21 protein-coding genes and 1 pseudogene are annotated in these 24,453 nt (G+C 69.2%); 11 read left to right on the forward strand and 11 right to left on the reverse strand.

Translation table 11 applies throughout. The features are described 5' to 3' along the window. Positions 1–79: 79 nt before the first annotated feature. Both ABZS37_RS31280 and ABZS37_RS31285 read right to left on the reverse strand, forming a co-directional pair. Complete coding sequence (locus tag ABZS37_RS31280; protein WP_355174961.1) at positions 80–397, reverse strand: hypothetical protein; 318 nt, start codon at positions 395–397, stop codon at positions 80–82. Then, on the reverse strand, positions 394–2,721 hold the full coding sequence (locus ABZS37_RS31285) for an SbcC/MukB-like Walker B domain-containing protein (protein ID WP_355174963.1): 2,328 nt from the start codon (positions 2,719–2,721) through the stop codon (positions 394–396). The genes ABZS37_RS31280 and ABZS37_RS31285 overlap by 4 nt, the downstream gene beginning before the upstream one ends. 161 nt (positions 2,722–2,882) lie before the next feature. Between ABZS37_RS31285 and ABZS37_RS31290 the strand changes: the two are divergent. Next, a pseudogene (locus ABZS37_RS31290) lies at positions 2,883–3,984 on the forward strand (IS701 family transposase). 258 nt (positions 3,985–4,242) lie between these two features. On the opposite strand, the gene ABZS37_RS31295 reads toward ABZS37_RS31290, so the two are convergent. The 8 genes from ABZS37_RS31295 to ABZS37_RS31330 all read right to left on the reverse strand — a co-directional run bounded on the left by ABZS37_RS31295 (position 4,243) and on the right by ABZS37_RS31330 (position 11,889). Beyond that, positions 4,243–5,538, reverse strand: coding sequence for a hypothetical protein (locus tag ABZS37_RS31295; RefSeq protein ID WP_355174965.1), 1,296 nt, complete (start codon positions 5,536–5,538; stop codon positions 4,243–4,245). Continuing rightward, on the reverse strand, positions 5,535–6,230 hold the full coding sequence (locus ABZS37_RS31300) for a GGDEF domain-containing protein (RefSeq protein WP_355174967.1): 696 nt from the start codon (positions 6,228–6,230) through the stop codon (positions 5,535–5,537). The genes ABZS37_RS31295 and ABZS37_RS31300 overlap by 4 nt, the downstream gene beginning before the upstream one ends. Positions 6,231–6,491: 261 nt before the next feature. Continuing rightward, a complete protein-coding gene (locus ABZS37_RS31305; protein WP_355174969.1) occupies positions 6,492–6,770 on the reverse strand; it encodes a hypothetical protein in 279 nt (92 codons plus the stop codon). A 253-nt stretch (positions 6,771–7,023) separates the two neighbouring features. Continuing rightward, complete coding sequence (locus tag ABZS37_RS31310) at positions 7,024–7,476, reverse strand: hypothetical protein (RefSeq protein ID WP_355174971.1); 453 nt, start codon at positions 7,474–7,476, stop codon at positions 7,024–7,026. A gap of 5 nt (positions 7,477–7,481) precedes the next feature. Further along, a complete protein-coding gene (locus ABZS37_RS31315) occupies positions 7,482–8,516 on the reverse strand; it encodes a DUF4192 domain-containing protein (protein WP_355174973.1) in 1,035 nt (344 codons plus the stop codon). A 177-nt stretch (positions 8,517–8,693) separates the two neighbouring features. Continuing rightward, the gene (locus tag ABZS37_RS31320; protein ID WP_355174975.1) at positions 8,694–9,875 is read right to left on the reverse strand and encodes a hypothetical protein; all 1,182 of its coding nucleotides are present in this window, start codon (positions 9,873–9,875) and stop codon (positions 8,694–8,696) included. Between the two features lie 642 nt (positions 9,876–10,517). Beyond that, positions 10,518–11,360: a DNA methyltransferase gene (locus ABZS37_RS31325; RefSeq protein ID WP_355174977.1), complete on the reverse strand. Its 843-nt coding sequence runs from the start codon at positions 11,358–11,360 to the stop codon at positions 10,518–10,520. After that, positions 11,353–11,889 (reverse strand): hypothetical protein, encoded by a 537-nt coding sequence (locus tag ABZS37_RS31330; protein ID WP_355174979.1) that lies wholly within the window; start codon positions 11,887–11,889, stop codon positions 11,353–11,355. Before ABZS37_RS31330 ends, ABZS37_RS31325 begins: the two co-directional genes overlap by 8 nt. Positions 11,890–12,206: 317 nt before the next feature. On the opposite strand from ABZS37_RS31330, the gene ABZS37_RS31335 reads away from it, so the two are divergent. Further along, a complete protein-coding gene (locus ABZS37_RS31335) occupies positions 12,207–12,983 on the forward strand; it encodes a hypothetical protein (RefSeq protein WP_355174981.1) in 777 nt (258 codons plus the stop codon). 212 nt (positions 12,984–13,195) lie between these two features. Here ABZS37_RS31335 and ABZS37_RS31340 read toward each other — a convergent pair whose 3' ends face one another. Then, positions 13,196–13,846 carry a hypothetical protein gene (locus tag ABZS37_RS31340; RefSeq protein WP_355174983.1) on the reverse strand — a complete coding sequence of 217 codons (651 nt, stop codon included), beginning with the start codon at positions 13,844–13,846 and terminating at the stop codon, positions 13,196–13,198. A gap of 666 nt (positions 13,847–14,512) precedes the next feature. Here ABZS37_RS31340 and ABZS37_RS31345 point away from each other — a divergent pair. From ABZS37_RS31345 to ABZS37_RS31385, 9 genes are all read left to right on the forward strand, one after another. Beyond that, a complete protein-coding gene (locus ABZS37_RS31345; RefSeq protein WP_355174985.1) occupies positions 14,513–14,806 on the forward strand; it encodes a pilin in 294 nt (97 codons plus the stop codon). Between the two features lie 11 nt (positions 14,807–14,817). Continuing rightward, on the forward strand, positions 14,818–15,735 hold the full coding sequence (locus ABZS37_RS31350) for a hypothetical protein (protein WP_355174987.1): 918 nt from the start codon (positions 14,818–14,820) through the stop codon (positions 15,733–15,735). After that, positions 15,732–16,619, forward strand: a complete 888-nt coding sequence (locus ABZS37_RS31355) for a PrgI family protein (protein WP_355174989.1) — start codon at positions 15,732–15,734, stop codon at positions 16,617–16,619. Before ABZS37_RS31350 ends, ABZS37_RS31355 begins: the two co-directional genes overlap by 4 nt. Then, a complete protein-coding gene (locus ABZS37_RS31360; protein ID WP_355174991.1) occupies positions 16,616–18,367 on the forward strand; it encodes a DUF87 domain-containing protein in 1,752 nt (583 codons plus the stop codon). Before ABZS37_RS31355 ends, ABZS37_RS31360 begins: the two co-directional genes overlap by 4 nt. Next, positions 18,364–20,829 carry a DUF87 domain-containing protein gene (locus tag ABZS37_RS31365; protein ID WP_355174993.1) on the forward strand — a complete coding sequence of 822 codons (2,466 nt, stop codon included), beginning with the start codon at positions 18,364–18,366 and terminating at the stop codon, positions 20,827–20,829. Before ABZS37_RS31360 ends, ABZS37_RS31365 begins: the two co-directional genes overlap by 4 nt. A 205-nt stretch (positions 20,830–21,034) precedes the next feature. After that, positions 21,035–21,886: a replication-relaxation family protein gene (locus tag ABZS37_RS31370; RefSeq protein ID WP_355174995.1), complete on the forward strand. Its 852-nt coding sequence runs from the start codon at positions 21,035–21,037 to the stop codon at positions 21,884–21,886. Between the two features lie 311 nt (positions 21,887–22,197). Continuing rightward, on the forward strand, positions 22,198–22,890 hold the full coding sequence (locus tag ABZS37_RS31375; RefSeq protein ID WP_355174997.1) for a hypothetical protein: 693 nt from the start codon (positions 22,198–22,200) through the stop codon (positions 22,888–22,890). A gap of 95 nt (positions 22,891–22,985) precedes the next feature. Next, a complete protein-coding gene (locus ABZS37_RS31380; RefSeq protein WP_355174999.1) occupies positions 22,986–23,714 on the forward strand; it encodes a hypothetical protein in 729 nt (242 codons plus the stop codon). A gap of 12 nt (positions 23,715–23,726) precedes the next feature. After that, positions 23,727–24,317, forward strand: a complete 591-nt coding sequence (locus tag ABZS37_RS31385; RefSeq protein ID WP_355175001.1) for a hypothetical protein — start codon at positions 23,727–23,729, stop codon at positions 24,315–24,317. The last annotated feature ends 136 nt before the right edge of the window (positions 24,318–24,453 follow it).

The following is a 24,453-nucleotide window of genomic DNA, read 5'->3' on the forward strand; positions in this document are numbered from 1 at the left end:
ATGAAGCAGTACATCGAGCAGCAGAACCGCCCGGTTTAAGGCACTACTCGGGCCTTGGCGGCCCTCCCAGCGCGGGCCTTCACCCCCGCCCTGAACGACGGAGCACTGGCCCGCATTCCGGTAGCGGTTTGGTGGGTAGTCCCCAATCGGTGCGTTCGAGAAGAGCTCGGTCGAGCTGAGTGAGCTTTACCGGCATCCGGGCTGGAAGCGGCGGAGTTCTTTGCAGCAGCCACTGCAGGGACTTGGCGGCGTCGGGATCTAGCGCGGACGTATCGATGGAGACGGTGGCGGCGGCGGGACGGCGTTCGAGTTCGGCGCGTACGTCCACGCGGAGCCAGGCCCAGCGTTTGATCGGGAACGCTTCGAGCAGTTGCGCCTGGGTGGGCGGCTGGATCATGCGCCTCTCTCCAGGTCGTTATCGAGCAAGTGAAGTACGTCGGTGCCCGTCCAAACGCTGCGGGCGGCCAGGACGCCAGGGACGCCGGTGGACTTGATCAGGTGATAGATGGCGATCCCGTCGAGCTCGGCGTACATGCCGGTTTCGGCTTCGCTCGTGGCGACGAGGTCCATGTCCAGGGAGGTGACCAGGTCGAACAGTTCGCCACGCATGTCTTCGTCCACGCCGGCGAATACCTCATCGAGCAAAATGAGTCGGGGGCAGCCGGGCTTATCGGTGTCGACGGTGTCGCGGACGGTGGCGGCGACGGTATGGGTGGCAGCCGCAGCGAACAACGGTAGGTGTAGAGCAACGGACTTTTCGCCACCGGACAGTTTGTCGAACGCGGCGTTGTCAAGCTCGGCGAACTCGTTGACGCCCTTGGCGAACTGGAGTTGGAACTGGTACCAGCGCCGGTAGTCCAGCATTTCCTGCAGCAGATCTTCCCAGGTTTGGCCAGTCTTGGTGGCCCGAATATTGGCGATGCGGGAAGCGAAAAACTGCCGTAGCCGTTCCTTGGCCGAGGGAGCGGCGTCGAAGTCGGCGGCGAGTAGATCCAAGACCCGGTTGTCAACGTCCGCGTCGGTGGCCGGGGCCCAATCGAGGTTGAACCGGTAGCCGGCGGACGTTCGGTGCTCCTGCATGACTCTGCTCATCGCGATGACCTGTTTGCGGGCAGCGTCGATGTGGCCGGTGATCTCCCGACGGATGCTGTCGGTGAGGAACTGCTCGAGTAGTTTGGCTTCCTCGGTGTTCAAAACGGTCTGCAGGCTGATCACTTCGTTGTTGAGGTCGGCGATGGTGGACGGCAAGGTCGCGGTAGAGCTGTCGCGGGCTGCTTCGACGACCAAAATGTCGGCGGCGTAGCGCTCGACCAGTGTCAGTCTTCCTCCCAGGCTGGTCTCGGCCTGGTGGCGCAACTGGAACACGGCGCTGACCAGGTCGTCGTTGTGGTGTGGCCCGTAGCGGTTTACCGCATCACCACCAGCGAGCTCCTGAATTTGCTGGGACGCAGCCGTCGCCGTCTCTGTCTCGCCATCGTCGTCAGGTCCGGTGGTGAGCCGCCAGTCGGCTGCCCGGGGCAGGTCTGCGCGGACGGCAACCCACAGCTTCGCCGCGAGCTCGGGCAGTGCCCCACTGATGTCGGTGTACGCGTTGGCGTCGGTAGTGGCCCGGTTCTGCGCGGCGCCTTGCTGTGCAGCCAGCGCCACGAGCATCTGCTGGTTCTGCGCTATCGCCTCCTGCGCCTCGCTGATCTGCGTCTGCGCTTCGGCCATCTCGGCCATCAGGGATGTGTAGCCAATGCCGATGCGGTCGGCCAAAGTCGTGTAATGCTCTCGCGCCTCAGCGGCCCGCCCTCGATCGCTCGCTGCCTGCGAGGATTCTCGAGATGCCAACGCCGCCGACGAGGCGGAACGGTGGGCCGTGTCGCGGGAAATCTCTGCCGCTGTCCGATAGTCGGCGATTGTGCGCAACCAGTCCTCTGCGGTGTCAGTCCATGAGTTGACCCTCGGCGGGAGATCGCCCAATCGGGTAGACCACTCGGTGAGATCCGACTGGGTCAAGGCAGCGTTGAGAATGGATTGCTTCTCGGCACTGGCCGTAAGGGCAGCCTGGTGCTTCGTGCCACGACGAGTGAACTGGTCGCGGGCCGTCACCTGGGCATGCTCGGCCTGGGACGCCGCCTGCTCATGGCGGTTAAGGCTCTCGGTGTCGGGAAACGCGTCGTACTGCTCCTGGGCGGTGGCGGCCGCAGCGTCAAGTGCGCTCAAAGCCTCCTGGCTGACCCGCCTGATGTCACTCAGGGCAGCGGCCGACATCTGTACATAGTGATCTAGCAGCGCCAGGTCGGCGGGAGTCGGGAGGTTTCCGAGTGGGTCGGGAAGGCGGAGTTCGGAAACCGGTGCGGCTGCGACGACCGCAGCTAGGTCCTCGCTGCGGCTCAGGTGTAGTCGGGCTATGGCCGCGTGTAAATCACGTTGCAGGAGTGAAGCCTGCTCAAGCGCTTTTTGAGCGGCATCGTCGGCGTCGTGGGCGCGCTGTGCCGCGTACTCGACCTTCCCGGTGCCCGGCAAGCCGGCAGCTTCCTCGCCGGCCTGCTCTTTCGCGGCGTTGAGGGCTGTGGCTTCGCCAGTCAGGCGCTGCTCGTCTTCGGCGTACGCGGCCAGCCGCCGGTCCAGTTCCGCGATCTGCCGATCGAACTCGGCCAGACGAGCCTGTCGGTCGCGCTCTCGGCTCGCTGCCCCAACGAGCCGGGTAGCGTCCTGACGGTAGGCGCCATTCAAAGGCCCTGCTCGCCAGCTGCCGTCCCAGCCAACCGCCAGGTGCGCTCTCGTGTCCTTGGCTTCTTCGGCTAGTACTGCAACGGCAGTAGGCGAATCGAGTTCGATTCGTGTTCGTTGGTCTGCCTGTGACGGACGTTGATGTTGGTCGGTGGCATGGGGAGTTGGACCGGTTGCATGCCCGTATCGGGCCTCGGTTTCGCCGGTCGGAACCACGGCAGCGTGCGCGTCAGTACCTGTGTGGGCTGATCTCGGGTCTGGGCCGCAAGAACGGCTGGACCCTGGCTGAGCAGGCCGGGGATGTGTCGCCGGACGGGATGCAGCGGTTGTTGCGGTGGGCGGACTGGGACGTCGACGCGGTCCGTGACGATGTGCGGGACTACGTGATCGAGCACCTCGGTGATCCGGGCTGGTGTGTTGATCGTGGACGACACCGGGTTCCTGAAGAAGGGGACCCGGTCGGCCGGGGTGCAGCGGCAGTATTCCGGCACCGCCGGGCGGACAGAGAACTGCCAGGTCGGGACGTTCCTGGCCTACCGCTCGTCGAAGGGCCACGCGTTGATTGACCGGCAGCTCTACCTTCCGACGTCGTGGACCGATGACCGGGACCGGTGCCGGGCGGCTGGGATCCCGGACGAGGTGCAGTTCGCCACGAAGGTGCAGATGACCCGGGACATGCTGGGCCGCGCGCTCGATGCTGGAGTGCCGGTGGGGTGGGTGACGATGGACGAGGCCTACGGGCAGTCGAAATCCCTGCGGGTCTGGTTGGAACACCGGGATGTGGGTTATGTGGTCGCGACTCGCCGCAACGACGACATGATCACCACGACGATGGGAACTGCCCGCGCCGACCAGCTCATCGCAAACCTCCCTGCTCGGGCGTGGTGCCGGCTGTCCGCCGGCGCCGGCGCGCACGGGCCCCGCGAGTACTGGTGGGCGCGGGTGCCGGTGCGCATCTGCTGGCAACCCGGCCGCGGGCACTGGCTCCTGGCCCGACGCAGCATGAGCACCGGGGAGATTGCCTACTACGTCTGCTACGGACCCCGCCGCACCCGCCTGCTCGACCTGGCCCGCATCGCGGGGGCACGGTGGGCAATCGAGGAGTGCTTCCAGCAGGCCAAGAACGAAGCCGGCCTCGACGAATACCAGGTCCGCGACTGGCGAGCCTGGTACGCCCACATCACCCTGTCCATGGCCGCTCACGCCTGGCTGTCCGTCGCCCGATCCCTTACCGCAAAAGGGGAACCAGCACCGACGGCGACATGATGATCGGCTACACCGTACCGGAGATCCGACGACTGCTCACCGCACTCATAGTCCGATCAACCCACCCACCCGAGCGCGTCTGGGCCTGGTCCCGATGGCGCCGACGACGCCAACACCAAGCCCGAACCTGCCACTACCGACGACACGGCTACCCCTGACCAACTGCCGTTGCAGTACTAGTGAGTGGCACACATTCCTGGACGGGCAGGCGTCGATGTCGGCGGCGGGACGGAACCGTGCCACCGCCGACATCGCCATCTACTTACAATCTTGGGGCTTGGCTTGGTGGCTGCTGAGCATGCGTACGGTGGTGCTCAGCTTGATCGGCGCGTCGTCGGGGCCCCTGAGGAAGGGGTGGATGTAGACGGGGCGGCGCAGCGATCGGCCGGGGCCGTGGGCTTGGTTGCGCCAGTGGCCGGAGACCCAGAACCGGCTGGTCTGAGAGCGCTCTTGGCTGCCCGGCGTCGGTTTCCCGTCCGGGCCTGGGGTGGTGCGGCGGCCGCGGATGCGCACGATGCGCAGCTCGGGTAGGGGCCGGTTGGTGCGGGCGTAGGTCTTGGCCACGGCTTTGTCGACTCTTGCTGTGGTGACTTCTGCGGTTTGCTGTGCGATCAGCAGCCACGTCGCGATCAGCGCTGCGGCCGGATGGTCACCGGGTATCAGGTGCTGGTCGGGGAGGTGGGCTGCGCTCATCGGTGCGAGCCAGCCGACCTGTTCGCGGAGCCGCTGCAGCGGTTTACCGTCGAGTCCCGCGCCGATGGTGCGGTAGAGGACGACGTGCCGACCGTCGGTGGTGTCGGTCCAGGATGCGGCGGTGAGCTGCCGGGGTGTCACTGGCCGGGGCCAGATGAGCATTCCGTCGGCCGATGGGATGAGGTCGCGGTCGATGCGTACGTCGGGCAACTGTGCTGCGGCGTGCTCGGCCAGGTCGGTGAAGTCGTTGTCGATCCAGTACAGGTGTGATCGTTCGAGGCCGGCGGCGATCTGGTCCCGTAGGTCGATAATTCCGAGCGTGGGGGGCAGGTTGTCGGGGCTTCGGTAGAAGCGGGTGAGCCGGTCACGGACCTTGGGCAGCTCTGCGGCGGTGATGGTGGTTGCCGGCCAGGCGGTTGTCGTGATGAGCGTTCGGCCGGGGAGTCGGGCGTTGAGGAACGCCCGGTGTAGTTCCTCGATTCGTTGTCGTGTCTGTGGATGGTTGGTGAGGCCGAGTGCCCGTATCGCGCGGTCGATGACCTTGTCGTTGCGGCCGTCGTCGATGTGGGTTTGACACGTTGCGCATGCTGCCCAGGAGTGGCCGAAGTCTTGGACCAGCCCTGCGGTGGGGCCGATGGCGATGGCGGTCACCTCGCCGCCGTGCAGTGTCCAGATCGGGTACGGGTCGCCGCAGAAGTCGCAGCTGCGGCGGACGGTGTCGAGCTGGCTGACCGGGACGGGCGTTGGTTCGTGTCCGTCGGTGGCGAGGTGGGTCGGGTGTATGTAGGTGGGTGGCATGCCGAGGGTGTTCAGCGGGGAGAGGCAGGTTTGGCAGGCCATCTCGTCGTGCGGGGCAGTCATGCCGTGGCCCCGTTGGTCGGTTGGCGGCGGTCGCGGAGGCGGGGTCCGCGACGGTGCTGTGCGGAGGGCATGGTCATGCCCGGCTGGTGAATGGCGTGGCGGTTCCGGCCGTGTCGTTTGGCGTGGTACATGGCGATGTCGGCGCGGTGCAGGGCCACCTCGGTGAAGGGGTCGCTGGTGTCGACGAGGGCCAGGCCGACGCTGGCGGTGATGGTGACCGTGGCGGGGCTGCCGTCTGCGGGAAGCGCGACGGGCTGGGAGATGATCGTGGTGAAGGTGTCGGCGATGCGGTCCAGGTCGTCGGTGCGGGCCGGCAGGAGTGCTGCGTATTCGTCACCGGCGAGCCGCGCGGCGGTGCCTCCGTGAAGAGCGGCGATGTCGGTGATGCGGTCGCCGATTTTGATGAGGAGGTCGTCTCCCCGGCCGTGGCCGTGGGTGTCGTTGACGTGTTTGAAGTCGTCGAGGTCGATCAGGGCGACGATGAGGGGCTGCGCGGGGGCGGTTGCGGCGAGGGTCGCGTGCGCGGCTTGCAGGCCGGCGCGGTTGAGCATGCCGGTGAGTGGGTCGTGGAGCATCGACCGGGTAGCGGCGGCGAGTTGGGTGCGGAGGCCGTGGATCGTCGGCCAGGCGGTGAGCCTGCCGAGGGCGATCGCCACCACCGCGGTGGCGATCATGATCAGTGGTAGGGACACTGGGTTCCTCCTTTGCGGGAGAACCCGGGACGCGATCGTTTCGAGGCGGCGCGTCCCGGGTCCGGATACGACGACGGCCCGCCTTCGGCGGGCCGGATGTACGGGTTCGTGCCGCTCGGGCTCGCGGCATCGGTGATGACGACGACCTCCCCGAGGAGGCGTCATCGGGGTAGTTCAGTCAGCAGCGCTCGTAGCGGCGTACCTGCGAGGTGGCTGCGGCCGTTGGCGCCCGATGCGACGTCCGCCGGCCCTGAGTTGGTGTCAGCGGCGCACCGGGTGCGCGGCCTGGTCGGCGCGGAGTCTGGCGGGTAGGTCGGCTGGTATCTCGGCGTAGGGTGCGACGGCCAGAAGCACCTCGGCCGGGTCGAGAATCGTCTCGATCCGGCCGAGGTGGATGGTGTCGGGCTGGTGGTGGGGTTCGGTGACCGGGTCCCAGGTGAAGTCGATGACGGTGGCGACGTACGTGCGGTGGGGGTTCCAGCCGACCTGGATGGTGTACCGCTCGAACCCGGCTTTGGGTGTGAGGGTGTACAGGCTCATGGGTTCCTTCCTGGGGTTGCTGCCCCCTGCCCGACACGTCGTGCGCCCGCAACAGGTCGGACAGCAGCGACCGCTGACCTGGATGGTTCTGCCCGGCGCGACGTTGCGCCGGTGTGGCTCACTCCCCCGTCGTGGCCCACGCTGTAGCGCGCCGGCGGGGTCTGGTCCACCGCAGCCGGGGAGGAAGCACGGCGTGCTGCTGCGCCCCTGGCGAGACAGCGAGTGGGGATGTCGGCGGCAGGTGCGCCAGTGCTCATGCCGGCAGGTGGCGGGCGCGTTCCTCCGCCATTTCGATGACTTTGTCGCGTCGCGCGGCGGGCAGGTCGACGAGCAGGTCGACGTAGTGCTGTTCCTGCGCGGTGAGCGGCTCGGTGAACGTCGCCTTGTAGGCCAGGCGCGCTGCCTCGTGTGCGGCCTCGATGGGGCCACTGTGGTCGTAGGCGGAGGTGACCTGGCGCAGCTGGGTGGCTGCCGTGAGGGGGTCTCGGGACAGGGTGGTGTCGTAGAGACGGAAGTTCGCGGGGAGGTCGGCGGCGGTGATCGCGGTGAGCAGGCACAGGGTGGCCTGGATGTCGTAGGCGGATGCCTCGGTGCGGGTGGGCGTTTCCCCGCGGGCGCGCAGCGCGGCGCGTTCGGCGTGCCAGCGCAGTCGGGCTTCTTCGGCGGTGCGGGCGAGAGACAGCAGGATGCTGCGAATGGGATCCACCGTGGTTACTCCTGTTCTGAGGGGGTGTTCGGGTTCGGGCTGAATGGGCTGGGGTGGGTGCTGGTGGTCGCGTGCTCGAAAACGGAGGGCGGCAGGCCGGCGTGCAGGGCCTGCAGGAGCAGGGCGGCGAGCTGGTAGTCGGGGTCGACCTGCAGGGCACGCTCGGCGGCCATGGCGGCCAGGACGCCGTCACCGCAGCGCCATGCGGTGAGCGCGAGTACGGTCGCGGGCGCCGGCACGAGCGGCTCGTCGGCGCGGCGGGTGACCTCGGCCCAGAAGGTGACGTGCTGGTCGTGCGGTTGAGTGAGGTCAACGGCGAGGTCCCGCACGGGCTGGTGTGTCAGCAGCACGGTCAGCCAGGCCACCTCGTCGTCGCTGAGACCTATGCCGTCGTCGTGCTGTCGCAGCGCGCGGCGGACCGCAAGGACGCCGACCTCGTACACCGCGGTGCTGCCGGCGGTTTCCACGGCCGTCATGCGGGCGGTCGCCTCGGTCGTGGCGTGTCGGATGCCGTCACGGGTGCTGTCGACGGTGGTGAAGCGGCCGGCCACTGCCGCCCGGTCCGGCCTTGCCACGAGCCCGGCGACAGTCGCGTGCACGGCGACGAGTGAGGTGGTGGGGTCGACGGGGGTTCCCTGTGGTGGGCAGCAGGCGGCATCGTCACAGGTGAGGCTGAAGATGCGCTTTTCGGTGACCCGCAGCAGTTCCCGCACGGCCAGGCCGGTGGCGGTGAACGCATCCCCGATGACACGCAGTGCCGGATCGACGTGTCCCTGGGCGCCGTAGCCGACGATCGCGAGGTCGGTGATCGGCTGCTGCCGCTGCACGACCGGGACGAGGTGAGCGGTGAGCTCGCGCAGGTGATGTGCGGGGGTTCCGGGGGCCGGCAGGTCGCCTCGGGCGGCGAACACGATCCGCCGGTCTCGGCAGGCGATCACGACGATGCTGCCGTCGCTGGGATGGAAGCCGATGAGGTACGGCACCGCGGTCGCCAGGTCGGCTGAGGATCGGAGGGTCAGTCTGTTCTCGGGAAACGACACGTTGATCTCCCGTCAGAGTGGGGTCGGTAGAGGAGTGGAAAGCCGGCGGGACGGCATAGTCGTGGCAGGCCTCGCGCACAGCGCCGATCGGCGGGCAGGTGCCAACCGAGGGCGGCCCGTGGGAGGCAGGACGAGTTGGCGCCTGCTCAGGGACGCACAGATTCGGCGGCAGACAACTCAGTCGCTGTCGGGGTCCAAATGGAAATCGATGCCGTGGCTCTCGACGCGTGCGGTCACCGTGACCAGGTGCTGGTCTATTCCGGGCAGTGCCCCGGTCAGGTCCGCGCGGACGAGGGTTTCGGCCGCGGTGGTGGCGTCGGCGCCAGTGGCGTGTCCGCGTAGCCACATCTCGTACTCGTGCTGCCACGGCATCCGCCAGCCGTCCTGGTCGACGGTGGCGTTCTCGGGGATGGTCCAGCCGTACGCGGTCCACGGCCGCGCCTCGTCCGGGTTGATCGTGGTGACCGCGCGCATCCGGTCTCGCGCCGCGTCGCCGGCATCCACGGCGGTGCCGTCGCCGACCGGCAGCGTGAGGTCGGCGATCACCGTGATGTGGTGTGCTTGAGGCAGGGGGTCGAGGCCGAGGTCGACGAGGAACTGGTTGACCCGCTGTGCGGCGTGCTGATAGTTGCCGCCGAACTCGTCGTCGACCAAGGCGCGGATCGCGCGAGCGCGGATGCTGCGCCGCAGGCCGGTGAGTGCCTGTAAGGCACCGTCACGCGCCGCCGTCGCAGCGGTGAGGCAGTCGACGTCGGTCAGGCTATCCGCGCCGACCAGGGGTCGCGCATCGGTGCCGATGTCATCCGGCGGGGCCTCGTACGGGCTGTCGCCGGTCTGCCAGATCAGCCTGGTCAGGGCGATGCCAGCCTCAGCCAGCGCCCGCAGATGGGTGCCCATCGTCGTGCGAGCGGCGTCGCGCGCGTCCGCCTCCCGGACTGCTGTGGCCCAGATCTGGACCATGACCTGCACGGTGATGCCGTACCGCTGTGGCCCAGGCTCGCCGTCGGGGGCGGGTGCCACGGCAATGACGTGTTGCGGATAGACCGCCACCGCCGGCTGCAGCAGGTGCAGTTCGTCCGGTACACCCCAGCGGGCTTGCTCGCGGGCCTCGTCATGATTGGTGTGCGACCGCGTGTACGACAGCTGCGCTTCGGCGGAGATGGTCCACCGTTGCGGCAGCGGGTCCAGGCCCCATGTCGCGAGGGCATCCTCACATCCGGGCCGGCAGATCAGCCTGCTGCGCAGCGCGCCGATGAGGGCGCAACGGGCCTCGACGGCCAGAGCGGCCCGCTGCGCGATGGCAGCCGTCGTTTCGGCATGCAGAGCACGGGCCTGGTCCCCTGGGCTCCCGCTGGTCATCGCTGCACCGCCCGGCTGTCGGTAGTAGCCGAGGGTGTGCCCGTGACCAACCTGGGGCACGCGGCCACCCGAGCGGTGGCCATGTGGTGGTTCGGGTGCACTCCGGTGTGTTCGCCGACGGCCGCGAAGGTGCAGCGGAGAAGGTCGGGCGGTGTGGGGTGGCGGAGGTCGGCTGCGACCTCACCGTCTCTCAGGTGTCGGCTAGGACGACGCATGTTGCCCTCCGTAGGACAGCAAGAAGGCGGCCACCGGTTGGTGACCGCCTGAAGGGAAGGTGGGGCCACGCCCTCGTCGCGTGGGCGAGGGGCGTGGGGTTGGTACGTGCCAGATTCGAGGCTGGCGGCGGCGGCCGACCATGACTGGTGGGCGCGTTGCCGTCGCGCGAGGCATCAGATCAAAGGCATGTGGAAAGTAGGGAGAGCCCTCAAGCTAGCCCGGTGCGGGAGCGCCGTCGGCCGGCTGTCAGGTTCGGCCTCCTGGCAGAACCTGACAGCCTCGCGACCCCGACGTTATGTCGGATCTGCTAGCCGCAGCGGGACTCGCCGGGGCTGGGGCCTGCCTGGTTGATCTGGTCAGCGGCTTGGTCAAGCCCCTCCGGCGTTGGCCTTGCCAGGCCCGATACTCCTGAGCCTGGCAAGGCTCTCAAGGGCGGCGAAGGACCAGCACGTCCTCGTGCGCCACCAGGTGCACGGGGATGCCGTCGTCGCGGCTGCGGCGGACCGCCATCATCCCGAACATGCTGGCCCGGTGCACGACCTGCCCGTCGCGGACGGCGGCGAGCATTGCCGCCGTCCGCTCCACCGGAACGAGCCCGGCTGACCGTGCGGCGGCGATCAGCTCGCCGGGCAGGTCGATCAGGTCATCGCGTTGGCGGCGTACCGGCCGGGAGGTGATCACCACGGTTCCGCCGGGACGCAGTAGCTGGTAGCTGGCGGACAGGATGCAGGCGAAACCGTCGAGCAGGCGGTACCACCCCGCATAGGCGAGATTGCCACGCTCCCGGTCCCCATACAGGTGGTCCCGCTTGCGCACCCCAGTCTTGGCCGTCTGGACGAGGCCATGCGTCCCGCGCCCGTACGGCGGCGACGTGAGCACGAGGCTCACCCGGCCGACCGCCGACGCGGGCACCAGGTCGAGCAAACCGGTGGCGTCCCCGGTGAACACCGCCGCAGTGCCGGCGGCACCCTGCGACGCGGCGAGGGCGATGTTGGCCTCGGCGAGTGCGGTGTAGGAGGGCTCGATGTCGATTCCGATGCCGTGGCGGCCGAGGTGCATGGCTTCCACCAACGTGGTGCCGCACCCGCACATCGGGTCGAACACCACATCGCCTGGCGCGGTGTATGCGCTGATCGCGTGCGCGGCCAGGTGAGGCAGCATCTTGGCCGGATGGCTGGAGGTCTCCCGGACGTAGCGGCCTCGCCGCTGGTCACGGGCCGGTATCTGGCAGGTCAACCACACCGAGGTGATCGGCAGGCGCTCAGTCACTGGCGCTCCCGGGCTCTATCGCGCTGCGGGTCAGGATCAGCACGTCGGTGTGGATCGCCAGCTGCGCCTGCTGGCCACGTCGGGGCGGCCGGTCGGCCGCCACGATGTGCTGCAGGTACGCCAGCCCGGCCCGCTTCGCGGCGATGACGACGTCGACCGGCAGGGCGACGTCGCCGTGCGCCAGCAACACCGCCACGCAGCCGCCCCGCACGAGACGGGCGCGGCAGCGGAGGAAGAACTCGACCGGAGAGGCGTCGGCAAGCGGCCAGCCAGTGACGATTAGCGTCGCCGACTCGCGGCTCCACCCGACCGGGCGCGCCGCCTGCAGGTGACTTCGGCGGTGTGCCGCGATGATCGCGCATGCCAACTGCGGTCCTTCGGCCAGGTCGATGATGAGGTCGGACGGGTGGGTGAGGTTGTGGACCAACCGCATACCCATCGCGTTGGACATGGCCTCGCCCTCGTGCGGGGCGGGGACCGGCCAGACAGTGATCGGCACGGGCGGGTCGCCGGGCACCACGTCCCCCACGGGAACCGGTGCACGGTAATGGTTTCTGTCGGTCATGGGCACGGTGACCCCCGGACCAGCGGGCGTACTGACGATCCCCAGTGCGCCGCTGACAGGCCGATCGAACCCACCCCTCATCTGACAGCTTCGGTCAATCGGGCCAATCTGACAGCCATGTCAACGAGCCGCCTGTGGTGAGCGCAGTGGCGAACCTGACACGACCTGTCACGACCTGTCCGGGTCTGACAAACGCTCGCGGTGTCAGGTCGCGCTGTCCCAATCGGAGGTCTCGGAGCCTTCGCACCAGGCGAAGCGCTCCCGTCAAGGGAGACATCACCATGGCAATGACCACCCGCACGAGGACCGCCAACACGGCGCTGACCACCGCTGAGAAGGCTTTCGCACTGCTGACGTGCGAACCCGCACCGCTGGTGTTCGACTCCCGGCCGGTGCCGGGCCTGCCAGACACCACGATGCCTCTGGACGAGCTGCGCCAGCTGCTCATGGTCGAGCGCTACGACAGCGACACCACCGACGAGTTGTGGCGGCAGCTGGCCCACCACGCCCGCGAATGGGGACCGGCCTGGGTCGTCGGCGCGATCGGGGTGGCGTTGCCCGCGTTGACGCACCTCGCGGCGAAGATCAGCCGCGGCTACGCGCGTCACGCCGACGACGTCGACTCCGAAGTCCTGGCCGGATTTTTGCAATCTCTGCGCAGTGCGGATCTCGCCCCGCCCCGACTGTGGCTGCGGCTGTGCTGGGCGGCCTGGCGCGCCGGGGCCACAGTCGTCAAAGCCGACGATAGCGAGGAACTGCCGCTGGACCTGTCCACCGGGTCGCGCTCACCAAGGATGCCTTACGGGCATCCGGACCTACTGCTCGGACGGGCAGCCACCGCCGGCCTAATCACGGCCGAAGCCGCTGAGCTGATCAGCGCCACCCGGTTCGGCGACGCGCTGATCGAGCACCTGGCTGCTGAGAAGGGCGTGACCGCACCAGTCCTTCGAATGCGCCGCCGCCGCGCCGAACGTGTCGTGGCCGCCGCCGTCACGCGGGGCGACCTGTCCGACCCGATCCCCTCGTCCGGCCGCTGCGGAGCCGCCATGGCGGCCTGACAACACCACCCGCTCGGCAACAGGCCGAGTACGTAGGCAGGTACGCCGTGACATATGAAGATCCACTTTCGGCGCGATCAATGGCAGCTGCTAGGCGCTGCTCTCGCTACCAAGCCGCCCACTCCAGCCGGCAAGACCTGGCCCCGCACCACCACGGGAAGCGCGCGAATCGCGGCATGAGGGTGCGGAAGATTCGATATTGAGAAAGCGTGCTAGAGGCTAATCGGTGGGGCTACGACCAGTTCGGTGTCCGGGTCGTGGTCAATCCGCGAAGGGCCGCCGACGATCAGGGTGGCTCGGGACCACGGCCGTTCTCGCAGCATGAAGGGCAGTTCCTCCCGCAGCCAGTTCGCCACGTGCTCCTGCTGTTCGGAAGAGTCGCCGTCGCGACCGATCAGCAAGCGCTCTTGGTCCTCAAGATCGCCCTGCATGTACATCGAGGCGTCCAACCACGGGCCAACTTCTTCCCGAATGATGCCGGTGCCCTCGACCCAAACGAAGTCAGCGCCGGCAGGAATGGTGATCGATCCGGCGCGATCGTGACTGATCCAGGCATCGGGACGGAAGTCCACCGGCTCCCCTCGGTGCAGGGGTTGCAGGATGTTCCCGGTGAGTACGGCGCCCCAGTCGAAATAGGCGTGGTTCCAGGCGACGTCGTCGGTGTGCACGATGGCGGAGTTGGGTTCCATCTTGCGCAGCCTCTCAGCCAGGGTCGTCTTGCCTGCACCACCCCGGCCATCGATCGCGATCACCCGCGGACGTCCGGTGACGTCTGGTGATGCATCGCGTAGCTGCCGGACGACGTCGAACACGGTCACCACCCGCCAGCCAACGGCTTCGGTCTCACCGGGATGTAAGCGCATCGACGGCCTGTACCCCCAACGCCTGCTGATGATGCGACGCTGAGCAACCCGAAAGCGCGTGGGAGAACTGAGAAGCAATGCATCAACAAGGTACTGATCTCGGGAGATCCAAAAGCTGAGCGGTTAGCCGCGCACAGGGCATCTGACACGCAGGGCCACCCGCCACGCTGACCGTCAGATCCCACGGACGTCGGGTAGCTGCTTGCTGAAGGATGGCCTACCTGCTGCCCATTTCACTCCGAGCACTTTCCGGGCTTTGTTCTTGGGCCGATCCCTAACTGGCCCCGCACAAGGCCGTCTCGTGCCAATGCCCGGGACGGCCTTGTGGCGTTTCGGTCCGCACCAACCTTGATCCTGGTTTACGGTCCGGGGAACGCCCACCGGGCGACGACGTAAGTCGCTGACCGGCCGTGTCAGGTCGTGACAGGCGCTAGGCGAGTTCGATCGGCCTGACAGCCGAGTTCTGGGCGGTGCATGTCATCCACGGCATGTCCGCCCGGTGGGGATCTCCTACCCGGTGAGGCTGATGGTCCGGCACGGCTGGCGCGGCGTACTGACACCGCAACCCTTCGCCCATGGCAAGGGAGGAGCGCCCCCACCGGCCCAGTCGAAGCCTCACCTTGATCCCCACCGCGGCGGCCCGCAGATCTCCTGTGGAGCGTCGCAATGCACACGACCCTGTCAGTTCTGTCCGACCTCGCTGCCGCGTCGCAGCCACTGGCGGCCCCAAAATCAATCAACGAGGTCATTTCCTCGATTACCTCCTGGATCATGGGCATCATCGCGTTGGTCGCGACGATGTTCCTGGTCATCGGTGGCCTGCGGTACATGGCCGCCGGCGGCGATCCGGCCCAGGTCGAGCAGGCGAAGGGCAACTTCAAGTCCGCCTTGATCGGCTACGCGTTGGCGGTCCTCTCCCCCGTGATCCTGCAGGTGCTGCAGGGCATCATCGGCGGCTGAGGACATCCATCATGGTCAACTGGATGATGAATGGCCTGGTGGAATGGCTCGCCGAGCGGTTGCAAGACCTCCTCGGCGGACTCTTGGCCTACCTGACGTCGTCGATGTTCCTGTCGCCGGACGTCACCGTCTTGCCGCAGGTCCAGAGCATCGCCGCGAAGAGCGCGCTGGTCGTCAACGCCTGCTACGTCCTCGCGCTGGTGACCGCCGGCATCGTGACGATGACCAGCAGTTCGGTCGAGATGCGATACGGCGTCAAGGAACTCGTACCACGCCTGGTTGTCGGGTTCATCCTGTCGAACTTCGCGGTCCCGCTCTGCGCCGTGCTCATCGATGTCGCCAACGCGTTTACGGTGGCCATGGTCGGCACTGCGGCACCGACCACGCAGGCGGTCTCGATGGCCCGCACCCACGTGGCCGCCGCCCTCGTCGATCCGGCCAACGCCCTCATCGCCCTGGTCATCGGGTTGCTGATCGTCGGGCTGATGTTCGCCCTCGTCACCGGTTGGGTCGTCCGTGTTGCGGTGCTGGTCATCCTGGCCGGACTCGCCCCGGTCGCGCTGGCCTGTTATTGCCTGCCCTGGACGCAACCCGCCGCCGACCTGTGGTGGCGCAGCCTGCTGGGCTGCCTCGGCACGGCTGTGCTGCAGGCCATCGCGTTCTCCACCGGCATCCACCTACTGACCGATCCGGACGCGAGCATTCCGGTCCTGATCGGCCTGCCGGGCTCGGACGTGTTGAACCTGTTGCTGGTCGCGGTGGTGTTGTGGATGACGGTCAAGATCCCCGGGCTGATGGGCCGCTACGCGACGGGCAAGGGGTCGTCGAACAGCGGTGGGGTTCTCCTGCGGGCAGTGGTCATCCAGGGCATCACCCGCCGTCTACCGCTCGGCGGGTTCGGACGTGCCGCCCTGCGGGGTGGGCGATGACGATCGAGGACCGTGTCCCGCGCGCTGTCGTCCCGGTCAACGTCAACGAGGCCGACCGCATCGCGTTCGGGCTGACGTTCCGGCAGCTGGGCATCGTCGGCGGTGCCGGCCTCGTCGGGTTCGGTGTCTACCGCACGATCGGGCATCTCCTGCCGCAGGTGGCGTGGATCGTCGCCGGCGCACTCCTGTTCGCTGTGGCGGTCGTGGTCGCGCTGGGCCGCCGTGACGGCCTGCCGCTGGATGTATGGCTGCGGCACGGGTTCGCGCTCAGCCGCAGGCCGCGCACCCTCACACCGGGTCGGGCTCGGGTCAGCGCGGTCGCGGTCGTGGCCGGTAAGCCGGGCCTTCCGGCGCCGCTGCACTCTCCGGTCACGGCGGTCAGCCCGACCGGAGTCCTGACCAGTGAGGGCAGCGGCAAGGTCCTCATCGCCTGCGGCACGACGAACATCCACCTGCGCACCGGGAGCGAGCAGGGCGCGCTGTTGGAGGGGTTTGGCCGGTTCCTCAACAGCCTGACCGGACCGGCGCAGATCGTTGTGGCCGCGCAGCGGCACGACCTGAACGTCTACGCGCAGGCAACGGCCGACCATGCGCCGCGTTTGGCGCACCCGGCGTTGCAGGCCGCCGCCGGCGATTACGCCGAGTTCCTGCTGGACCTGGACAGCCAGCGTGATCCGCTGCGCCGCCAGGTCGTCGTCGTCACCGGGGAGCTCGGGGCCGAGGCCGCGGTGCGTGCGCTGTCCGGGCTCGGTGTCGAGGCCGCACCTTTGGACGGGCCGGCTGTCGCCTCCGCGTTGGCCGGCGCGGTTGATCCGTTCTCCCCGCCGGTGCCTGGTCCGCGTGCGGTACCCGGCGCCCCGATCACCCTGCGGAGCACATCATGAACCTGTTGAGGAAGCCGAAGATGAGTGTCGTTGCCGGGGAGGGGATGCCGTCGCCGGCCGTGTTGTCGGTCGCGCCGTGGCACGTGCAGGTCGGCGACGGGTACGCCGTCACCTACGCGGTGTGCGGCTATCCGGCCGAGGTCGGCCCCGCGTGGCTCGACCCGCTGCTGTCCTACCCCGCGCGGGTCGACGTCGCGGTGCACATGGACCCGGTGGCGCCGCAACTGGCCGCGCCGATGCTCAAGCGCCAGCGCGCCCGCCTCGAATCCTCGCGCCGCCTCGATGCCGACCAGGGTCGCTTGGCCGACCCGATGGTCGAGGCGGCCGCAGCGGATGCCGCCGACCTCGCTGAACGTGTCGCCCGAGGGGCGGCGAAGCTCTTCGACGTCGGCATTTACGTCACCATCCACGCCCGTACCCTCGACGAGCTGCGCACCGTTACCGCGGGCGTGAAGTCCGCCGCGGCCAGTGTGCTGCTGGATCTGCAACCGGCGACGTTCCGGCACCACCAGGGCTGGATCTCCACTCTGCCGGTCGGTGTGGACCCGCTGCGGATGCGCCGCATCCTCGACACCACCGCCCTCGCGGCGGCGTTTCCCCTCGCCTCGGCGGACCTCGCCGCCCCGGCCCCCGGCACCGTCGCTGCGCCCGAGGGGCTGCTGTACGGGGTCAACACGACCAGCAACGGGGTCGTGATCTGGAACAGGTGGGCGCAGGACAACCACAACTCGGTTGTTCTGGCCCGCTCCGGCGCTGGTAAGTCGTACTTCGTCAAGTTGGAGGTCTTACGGAACCTCTATCAGGGCACGGTCGTGTCTGTCATCGACCCTGAAGACGAGTACGCGCCCCTGGCTGAGCACGTCGGCGGGACGGTCGTGCAGCTCGGCCAGCCGGGCGTCAGGGTCAACCCCCTCGATCTGCCCGCCGACCACCGGGCCGACACCCTCACCCGACGCGGCCTGTACCTGCACACCCTGATCTCGGTGATGCTCGGGGCGGCACCGCCGCCGGGTGAACGCGCGGCGCTGGACCGGGCGATCACCGCCACCTACGCCCGCGCCGGGATCACCGGTGACCCGGGCACCTGGACCACACCCGCGCCGCTGCTGCGGGACCTCGCCGACATGCTCGCCGCCGACGACGACCCCGCCGCCGGGCAGCTCGCCGCCCGGCTCGCCCCCTGGACGGTCGGGAACTTCGCCAGCCTGTTCGACGGGCCAACCACGACCGTCCCGAATGGGCACCTGGTGGTGTGGTCGCTGCGACACCTGCCCGACGAGCTGCGCACGGTGGGCACGCTGCTGGCGCTCGACTCGATCTGGTCGGGCATCGACGCCCCGGCCACGAGCAGTCGCCGGCGGCGGCAGCTCGTCGTGGTGGACGAGGCGTGGCTGCTGATGCGCGACGGCGAAGGCGCCCGGTTCCTGTTCCGGATGGCCAAGGCCGCGCGGAAGCGTTCCGCTGGCCTGTGCGTGATCACGCAGGACGCCTCCGACGTCCTGTCGACCGACCTCGGCCTGGCGGTGGTGTCCAACGCCGCCACGCAGGTCCTGATGCGTCAGTCCACGCAGTCCATCGACGCGGTGTCCGAGGCGTTCGGCCTGACCGCCGGGGAGTCGAGGTTGCTGCTGTCGGCGCCGCGCGGTGAGGGCCTGCTCGTCGCTGGTCGTAGCCGGATTCCGTTCCGCAGTGTCGGATCGGCGGCCGAGCACACGCTCGCCGTGACGGGAATCGGGGAGGCCGAATGACACCCACCCCGACCTGGCCCACCGACGTGGGGCAGTGGATCATCGCCCGGCCGTGGCTGGGCTTCCTCGCCGCCGCCGCGATCGTCAGCGCGGTGTTCGGCCACGACCGACTGCTCGCCTGGCGGCACAAGCGGCTCGCGAGCGGCGCACGGTGGCTGACCGTCGCCGCCCCGCCGGAGGTCACCGCCGAGGCTGCCGCGGCGTTCTGGACCACGCTGGTCGGCGTGCTGACGCCGTCGGTGTGGCAGCAGCGCCTGTTCGGGATCCCGCACGTCGGGTGGGAGTACGTCTGGACCGGCCGGTCCCTGACCATCCGGGTCTGGGTGCCAGGCACGGTGCCGCGCGGCGCGGTCGAGGCCGCTGTCCGGGCGGCCTGGCCGGCGGCCACCCTCATCACCGCGGATGCCGCACCGCCGATTCCGCGCACCGTCGCCGAACAAATGGGTGGGGCGCACTGGCCGCAGCGCACCGACGGGTTGCCGCTGCGCAGCGAGCACGACACCGACCCACTGCGGGCGCTGCTCGCCGCCGGGGCCGAGGTACGCCACCGCGAACACGCGTGCGTGCAGATTCTCGCCCGCCCGGCGCCCACCCGCCGGGTCCGCTCGGCCCGCAGGGCCGCGGCGGCCATCAGCAATCATCGCCACGGGCAGCCGGACCTGGCCACCCGCGTGGTTACCGGGACGGTGCGGCTAGCTATCGAGCCCTTGCTGTGGTTCCTCGACGCGTTCACACCTGGCTCGTCGCGGCCACGCACCTCGGGCCAAGCCCCAACGCGTCCGGCCGAGCGGGACCCGGTGGCCACCGCTGAGGCCCGCACCGTGGTGGACAAGGCCGTGCGGGTGCCGCACTACGAGATCGCGGTCCGGTTCGCCGTCGCCGCCGACGCCGGCACGTCCCCACCAGACCCGCAACGCGTTGCCCGCGTCCGCTCACGCCTCGGCGAGCTCAGGCACACCATCGCCTCGGCCGCCGCCGCGTACACCGGCCCCAACCGGCTGCGCCGGATGAAGATGCCCCACCCGGTGGCCACGATCGCCCGACGGGAACTGCGGCGCGGGTTCCTCGCCACCGTGCCGGAACTCGCGGCCCTCGCCGCGCTGCCGCAAGATCTCGCCGTCCCGGGCCTCGATCGGGCCCGGGCCAAGGCCGTGCCGGCGCCCGTGCAGGTCCCCTCCGGCGGGCGGGGCGTGAAGGTGCTGGGCCGCTCACAGATCGGCCACCACAGCGTGGGCCTGACTGTCACCGACGCCCGCCAGCACGTGCACGTCGTCGGCAAGACCGGCGTCGGCAAGTCCACGCTGCTGCTGAACATGATCCTCGGCGACATCAAGTCTGGCCGTGGGACCGTGGTCATCGACCCGCGCGGGGACCTGATCACCGACATCCTCGACCGGTTGCCCGCCTCCTTCGCCAACAAGATCGTGATTATCGACCCGGACCAGGACAACCCCGGCTGCTTCAACCCCCTGGATGACGGCGGCGATCCGCACCTGGCCGTGGACAACCTCGTCGGCATCTTCGCCAAGATCTTTCAAGGCCAGTGGGGGCCCCGCATGGACGACACCATGCGGGTCGCGTGCCTCACGCTGATGCGCCACGCGAAACCAACCCTGAGCCTGGTCCCGTCGCTGTTGCAGGACCGGGACTTCCGGGCCCGGTTCACCCACGGCCTGGACGACCCGGACGGCCTCGGCGGATTCTGGCTCTGGTACGACGGCATCAACGAGCAGTTCCGCGGCCAGGTCATCGCACCCGTCCTCGCCCGACTCCGGGCCTTCCTGCTGCGGGACTTCGTGAAATCGGTGATCGGTAACGCCCACTCGTCGTTCGACATGGGCCGGGTCCTCGACGGCGGGGTGCTGCTGTGCCGGCTACCCAAGGGCATCCTCGGTGAGGAGACCAGCCGCATCCTCGGCTCGATGATCGTCGCCCGGGTCTGGCAGGCCGCCATCGCCCGCGCCAGCATCCCCGAAGACCAGCGAAAAGACGCCAACCTCTACGTGGACGAGTGCCACAACTTCCTCACGCTGCCCGGCAGCGTCGGAGACATGCTGGCCGAGGCGCGCGGGTTCCGGCTCGGCCTCGTCCTGGCCCACCAGGACCTGGCGCAACTGCCCAACGACATCGCCGCAGCGGTGTCAGCCAACGCGCGGACGAAGCTGTTCTTCAACGTCGACCCCGCCGACGCGCGGGACCTGTCCCGGCACACCAAACCCGAACTGGACGAGCACGACCTCGCCCACCTCGACGTCTACACCGCCGCCGCCCGGCTGCTGGTCGGCAACCGGGAGCTACCCGCGTTCACCTTCGTGACCAACCCACCGGCGCCGCCGGTGGGTGAAGCGACCGCGATCCGGCAGGAGTGCGCCGCCGCCCACAGCCGCACCGGTGGTGAGCCGCCGATGCAGCAGCTCGCCCGTACCGCAATGAAGCGGCGCATGACCGACCGCGACCGCTGACCCCAGCCGCGCGTTCGAGGGCTCGGCGGGGTGCGGCACCGGGGGCTCGTCTGGGGGTGTCCGCGACACGAGACCCCACACGAGCCCCGCGCACCCGGCCTGTCAGGTGCCTGACCTGCCCCAACCCACCCGGCGACAGGACCGAACCCAAGATCAACTCATCCAGACTCCCTCCGGGACTCTCTCTCCAGGGGTGCATCCACCAATGCCGCAATCACGATCGGCCAACCTCCTGGCCATCTATCCCCACATCACCAACCGTGACCGTCAGCTTCTCCAGCTACTCGACGACCACCAGGTCCTCACCACCGATCAGATCCACCGCATGCTGTTTCTCGCCCGCCGTACCTGTCAGATCCGGCTCGGTGAACTGGCCGCTTTGGGACTGCTGGACCGCTTCCGGTTCGCCCGCGCCGGGGGTGGTAGCCAGCCGTGGCACTGGACCCTCGGCCACCAGGGGCACCGCTTCCAGGCCGCCGCTCACCGCCGGCCCGAACCCACCGTGCGCACCACCCGCCAGGCCGTCGACCGACTCTCGGCCAACCCGAACCTGACCCACCTGCTCATCGCCAACGAGTTCTTCGTCCGGCTCACCGTGCACGCCCGTCAGCACCCGCAGGCCCGGCTGGACCGGTGGTGGCCCGAGACGATGACCACCAGGCAGTTCCGCACCATCACCGCCGACGGGCACGGCCTGTGGAGCGTCGCGGACACCACGGTGGGGTTCTTCCTGGAGGCCGATACCGGCACCGAATCCCTCGGCCGGGTGGTGGCCAAACTCGACCGGTACGCGCAGCTGATCCGCCGCGGCGGCCCCCGCTACCCCGTGCTGTTCTGGCTCGGCAGCGAACACCGTGAGGAACACCTGCACCGGCTCCTGCGCGGCCGCCGCGACAGCGTTCCCCTCGCGACCGCCACCCACGCCACGGACCCCGCCGAAGCGGTCTGGCTTCCTGACGGCGCCACCGGCCGAGTCCAGCTCACCGAATTGCCCAGCGACCACGGGCAGCCCGTGGCGGACAACCCGAACTACGACGAGAGCGGCTTCGTGCTCTGACAGACCCTGACAGGCTCGCGGCACATCCTGTCAGCGCAGCTCAGAGGCATAGTCGGCAATCCTGACAGAGCGGCTGCTGTCAGGTCACGACGCTACGGTGCAACCTCTTCTCTCTTTGTTCGCACCACCGCCCGTCTGTCCCCCCTGGACCTGCCCGCGCCAGCGGGATCACCCACAGCCCACCTCCCGGTCGGCTCGTGATCCACGCCCCGCGCCCTTGCACGGCAGCTTCCCGGCACAGACGCCGCGACCCGGTGACACCACGCCGCACACCCTCCACACCCACCCCTGCCCGAAGGGAGCACCCTGCCATGCCCACGCCCATGCCGCTGTCCGACCAGGTCATCGTCACCGTCTGCTTCGCCCCCGGCGAAGACGCCGACTGGTTCGCCGCCTCGGAGAAGGTCAACGACCTACTGCACGCCGACGGCACCCCCGCCCGCCGCTACCACGTTCGCCACCGCCGCCTCATCGGCTGGCTGACCCGCTTCCTCGGCTACTACCTCCTCGACGCCGCCCGCCGCTTCGGCGCGGTCACCCTGGCCGCCGGAGGCCGCAAGGGCCGCCTCGACCTCACCGGCACCGCCGCGAAGGCCACCCACCACGCCGCCCTGCGCTGGCGTGCCTGGAACACCCACATCGCCGCGACAACCCGTCCGGCCCATCCGTGGGAGGACTACCTCGCCCAGCACCTGGCCGACCCGACCAAGCTCCGCCTGGCCGAGGCCCGCCGACGCTTCGAGCAGCAGCCCCGCGTCCTGGCGATGCTCGCCCTCTCCCTCAACCCGTACGAGCTGTCCGTCTACCAGGCCGGCGAAGCCACCTACGTCGGGCTGCACTGGCGCATCGCCCTGATCGGCGACGCGCTGATCACCATCGACGGCCGGCTCCTCACCCCGGCCAGTGACTCCGTCGCTGACCGATTCCGCTTCCTCAACGAAGCGTGCGGCTACCTCCGCAGCCTGCGCTCCAGCGCCCGACTCTGCGCCGTTGCCATCGCCTAACCGCCTACCGCCCGAACGCCCCGAGGACTTGTCGCAGCCCCGCTGTGACCGGTCCTCGCCATGCACCTCCCGACCGCCTGCAAAGGAGAACCCTCGTGTTCCTGACCGATCCCGCACTGCGGCGCATCGCCGCCGACACCAACGACGTCCTGCCCGAACACCTGTGGCGCCACGACACCGCCACCCCCGATCCACTCGGCGACCTCGCCCGCGTCCTGCACAAGACTGCCCTCGACTTCACCGACAGCACCACCGGCCTCGACGAGGCCCTCGCCCGGGTGGGTGTGCTCGCAGAAACGGCCCGGCAAGGGTTGGCCGCCCGGGCCGACCTGCACATCGCCGGGTATCACCAGACTCTCGCCGACGCGGTCGTCGCCCGCGAACGGCACACCGTCCTCGGGGCCGCGCTCGTCACCTGCTACCACGCCTGGCGCAACCACCGGCCAATCGGCGACGGCGACGAGCGGTACGTGCTCCTGCGGCGCTGCGATCCGTCACGCGGCGTGGCGACACTACGGCGCACCGACCCGCGCACCTGGCTGGTGGTGCCCGACGCCGAGGCCGTCGGCGCGTTCGACATCCCCTACCCGGATCGCGTCGTCGGCGAGGTCACCGAGACCGAGCACGGGTGGACGCCGACCGCCTACATCGCCCGGCCGCATCAGGCCGCGCTCACCACGGTGTATCCGCTACCCGCCTGCGGTGACCTCGCCTCAGCCTGCCGGTCGCTGCTGCGCTGGTGGCACCTGCGCCACTCCGACACCTGGCGCAACCGCACCCCCGCACAGCTCACGCCCGCCGAACTCGCCCACCTCACCTGTTAGACCGGGAGCCTGATGCCGCACCTCGACACGATCAGCCGCTGGATCACCGCGACGACCGACCGCACCCTCGACCAACACGCCGCCGACCCCGTCCCCGCCGCCGCGCACCTGCCCGAAGCCGCCGCCAACCTGCGGCATCTGCGAACCGAGCTGCTCCTCGCGGCGGACCGGCTGCGCACCCTCCTGATCAACGACGACGACCTGAACCGTTCCACCAGCACGGTCGCCGGACCGGTGGAGACCATCGGGGAGCTGGCCCGCGAGTACCGGTACGCCCGCAACTGGACAGACACCCTCGTTGGCGACGAGGCGCGGGCCGCGTACGCGCAGGCGAACCCGGGCCGGTCGGTGCGGCGGCGCTATGTCAACCCCGGTGACACGGTCCTGGTCGTCCTGCCGCACACCGACTCCTGCCGCCGACAGAACCTCGCCGGACACGCCACCCCCATCACGGTCGGCACGTCCGACGCCAGGCTCCGCCCGCCCGGCAGCGTCAACCCGCTGTGGCTGTCCCACGCCGACGCCGGGATCTACCGCGACCCGATCGAGGACCGCCTCTACCTCCTGCAGGCCACCGCCGACGAGGCCGTCCCCGACCACTGACCGGCCGGCGCGGCACCACCCGCCGCGACCACCGGGACGCACCTAAGGCGTGTTTCGTAAGTCAGGCTGGCGGGGTCGAGGTCACGGCGTGGCGGTGATCGACAACTGAAGAGGTCTCCGGTATCTGGTTCTGCGA

This window comes from Micromonospora sp. NPDC005413, from assembly GCF_040606435.1.
Taxonomy (GTDB): domain Bacteria; phylum Actinomycetota; class Actinomycetes; order Mycobacteriales; family Micromonosporaceae; genus Micromonospora.